Origin of the sequence: Specibacter cremeus, assembly GCF_003946885.1 — a bacterium.
Lineage (GTDB): Bacteria > Actinomycetota > Actinomycetes > Actinomycetales > Micrococcaceae > Specibacter > Specibacter cremeus.
The window spans coordinates 793-3,723 of the sequence record NZ_RWKQ01000009.1 but is presented as its reverse complement, the minus strand read 5'-3'; the positions used below and the strand labels follow the sequence as shown (position 1 = coordinate 3,723).

General features: G+C 63.3%; 3 protein-coding genes and 1 pseudogene. All 4 read left to right on the top strand.

Translation table 11 applies throughout. The features are described 5' to 3' along the window. Positions 1-371: 371 nt before the first annotated feature. Positions 372-677: a helix-turn-helix domain-containing protein gene (locus EJC77_RS20620; protein ID WP_205786878.1), complete on the top strand. Its 306-nt coding sequence runs from the start codon at positions 372-374 to the stop codon at positions 675-677. 27 nt (positions 678-704) lie between these two features. Further along, complete coding sequence (locus EJC77_RS20615) at positions 705-1,229, top strand: hypothetical protein (protein ID WP_205786877.1); 525 nt, start codon at positions 705-707, stop codon at positions 1,227-1,229. Between the two features lie 27 nt (positions 1,230-1,256). Then, positions 1,257-1,709, top strand: coding sequence for a VOC family protein (locus EJC77_RS04790; RefSeq protein ID WP_338069460.1), 453 nt, complete (start codon positions 1,257-1,259; stop codon positions 1,707-1,709). 361 nt (positions 1,710-2,070) lie between these two features. Beyond that, positions 2,071-2,488, top strand: a pseudogene (locus EJC77_RS04780) (hypothetical protein); the annotation flags it as partial. Positions 2,489-2,931: the final 443 nt, after the last annotated feature.

Genomic DNA, 2,931 nt, shown 5'->3' with positions numbered 1-2,931 from the left:
GTCACCATGACGACCAAACCCACCAATCCCATCGGCATCCAAGGCGACGCCGCCATCGTCAAATAACGCGACGGTCAACACCAGGAAGCCAAAGCCGCCAGCGGCTACTGGGAATAGGGCACCACCGGAACCGCGGCGACAACGCATGCCGGCCGGGCTGGCCAACCAACCACCCCGGCCGGTACCGGGTCCTTGGAACAGCAGTACCAACTACGTGGACCACCGGTACCCAATGGTCCTATCCGCCATTCCTACGACTGGTCATCTCAGTGAGTGCTCCTAACAAGCTGTCTCACAAAACCATACGGGCGCACAGCTAATGCGGTGACCGTAAAGGTTGACGGGTTTCGGGGTCGTGCCAGTCTGGTGTCATGGCTGATCGTGTGAGGGTGCGCCGGCTGACGCCGGAGGAGGTGCAGAGGCTGCAGCGGCTCGTGCACCGGGGGGCCGCGGCAGGTGGCAACGTGGTGCGGTGGCAGCGGGCGACGATGATCCTGGCTTCGGCGGCCGGGAATTCGGTGCCGGTGATCGCCCGGTTGCTGGCCGCGGACGAGGGCACCGTGCGGGAGGTGATCCACCGGTTCAACAAGGTCGGGCTGGCGTGCCTGGACCCTGAGTGGGTGGGAGGCCGTTCCCGCCTGTTCACTTCCGCCGACGAGGACCTCGTCGCCGCGTGAGGCCCTGTCGCGCCCGCGCATGGTGGGATGCCCCTCACCGGCTGGTCGGTCCGCAAACTCGCCGGGTATCTGGGTGTTCGCCCTGACCGGCCGGTGCGGATTGGCCGGGAGACGCTGCGCACCCTGCTGCACCGGCACGGGATCACCTTCCAGCACACCCCGACCTGGAAGGACTCCACCGACCCGGACTATGAGGCCCAGCTGACCCGGATCGAGGACGTGCTCGACCACCATCCGGAGCGGACCTTCGCCTTCGATGAGTTCGAGCCACTGGGGATCCGCCCAACCTCCGGCCGTGGCTGGGCCCCGCGGGGCCGGCCGGACCCGCTGCCGGCGACCTACCACCGCACCGAAGGGGTGACCTATTTCCACGGCTACTACTCGGTCGGGACGGACGCCCTCTTGGGCATCAACCACCGCCACAAGGGCACCCCGCAACAGCCTTGCCCCGCTCAAAAGCATCCGCGACGTCGAGTTGTGCAACACTGCGACCTATGCGTCGTGGGTGCGGGTATTGTCATTTTCCGTGGGCTCCTGCGAAACTCAGCCTGAACAATTGGTAACTCGACGGGCCGTAGCTTGTCGCAGCACTTCATCTGGTTGGTTGTAGAGTCGGAGCAAATCGAGAAGCTCGGAGGAATCATGAGATTGCATCACGTACAGGTTTCAATGCCCGACGGCGAGGAAGACCAGGCACGGTTGTTCTACGGCGAGGCGTTGGGGATGACTGAGGTTGAGAAGCCGCCATCACTTGCAGTGCGAGGCGGCTGTTGGTTCCGAGCTTTCGAAGGTACCTCCGTCGTGGCGGAAATCCACTTGGGCGTCGAATCCGGGTTTAGTCCTGCCAAAAAAGCGCACCCTGGACTCGTTGTGGCTTCCACAGTAGAACTGGAGGAATTGGCCACTAAAATCCAGTCGGCTGGCTTTGATCTCTCTTGGGAGGAACGGCACACCTTTGAGGGTTACGAGCGGTTCCATTGTCGAGATCCGTTCAACAATCGGGTTGAAGTACTCTCACCTCTCACGAACTAGCCTTCTTGCATCGTCGCTAAAACCCTGAGGGGCTTCTTACGCCACATCAGGCTACCGAGTTTTTGGATCCATCGGGGATGGTTTCCCTCCCGAGAGCCCGATGTGGCTAGGCTGTCATTTTACGCCAGTGGTCAGTGGCTGGTCGAAGCCACATACACGGATGTCCAAAACAGACTGCACGGCCATTCCTTGTCCGTTTGCGGAACGTCTACTGGGGCTGCCAACGTCGGCTCTTCGTTGGTGGACGCGAAATCCTGGGCTGACTGTGACCCGTGCTGCAGTTCTGGTTCTCAGCAGTGAGACGAGTAATTCCAAGGGGTCAGGACTGTGTTGCGGGATTGTGGTGACCGCCAATGACCTGCTGAAGACCCATCCGGCCCGGCCCCGGATCGGCATCACCCAGGGTCACGGACGCCGAACTAATGACGCTGGCGGTGATGCACGCCCTGCTCGGGTTCACCTTCGAGGCCCGCTGGCTGCGCCACGCCCACGCGTGCCTTGCACGACATGTTCCCCTACCTACCCGGCCAGCCCGACTACAACAAGCGCCTTCGCCGGCACCTGGTGTGCACCTGCACGGGCTGCCGGTCGGCTACGCCCTGACCGAGGCCACGGTGGACAGCGCCGGGATCGAGCTGCTGCGCCCGGGCCGCAAGGGCAAGAAGTCCCGGCCCGGGGCCCGGTTCTTCAAACCCCTGCTCCAGATCATCGAGTCTATCAGCGACACTCTCAAGGGACAGCTCGACCCCGCACGGCACGGCGGCCGCACCCCGGCAGGGGCCAGCCGGTTCGCCCGCGACTCTTCCGATTGGCCACCATGGTTCACCGTCGGTGTTCACGGGGTTCAGGTATGGCGGGACTTCTCCGATGCCGAGGACGTGGAAGAGTGACACAGTCGGACGGGCTGGTCCCAGTCGAACTTGCTGAAGCCCGCCTCCGGCGGGCATGTTGCGGACGCGTCCCAGGCGGCTCAGAATCTGCACCTTTGCTGCCCGGCAGCCGCGGCCGCACGATCTCGGAGTTGGTACTCGGAGCAGAGTGGGTCAGCAGGTGACTCTGCAAAGGGCCCGGCAGTCGAGTTGGTTGGTGGATGCGGGAGCATGGCCGCGGGCAGCTTCGTTCAATCGTCGAGGCAACAGCGCATCTTGGCGGTGCGTTGTTTCACGTGAAACGTGGACGAGTCAGTCTTCCGACAAAGGATCCCGCTCCAGGTACTCGATGG

What these genes read in the sequence shown, in the direction of transcription:
- EJC77_RS20620 (WP_205786878.1), top strand. Translation starts at nt 372, where the DNA reads ATGGCTGATCGTGTGAGGGTGCGCCGGCTGACGCCGGAGGAGGTGCAG.
- EJC77_RS20615 (WP_205786877.1), top strand. Translation starts at nt 705, where the DNA reads ATGCCCCTCACCGGCTGGTCGGTCCGCAAACTCGCCGGGTATCTGGGT.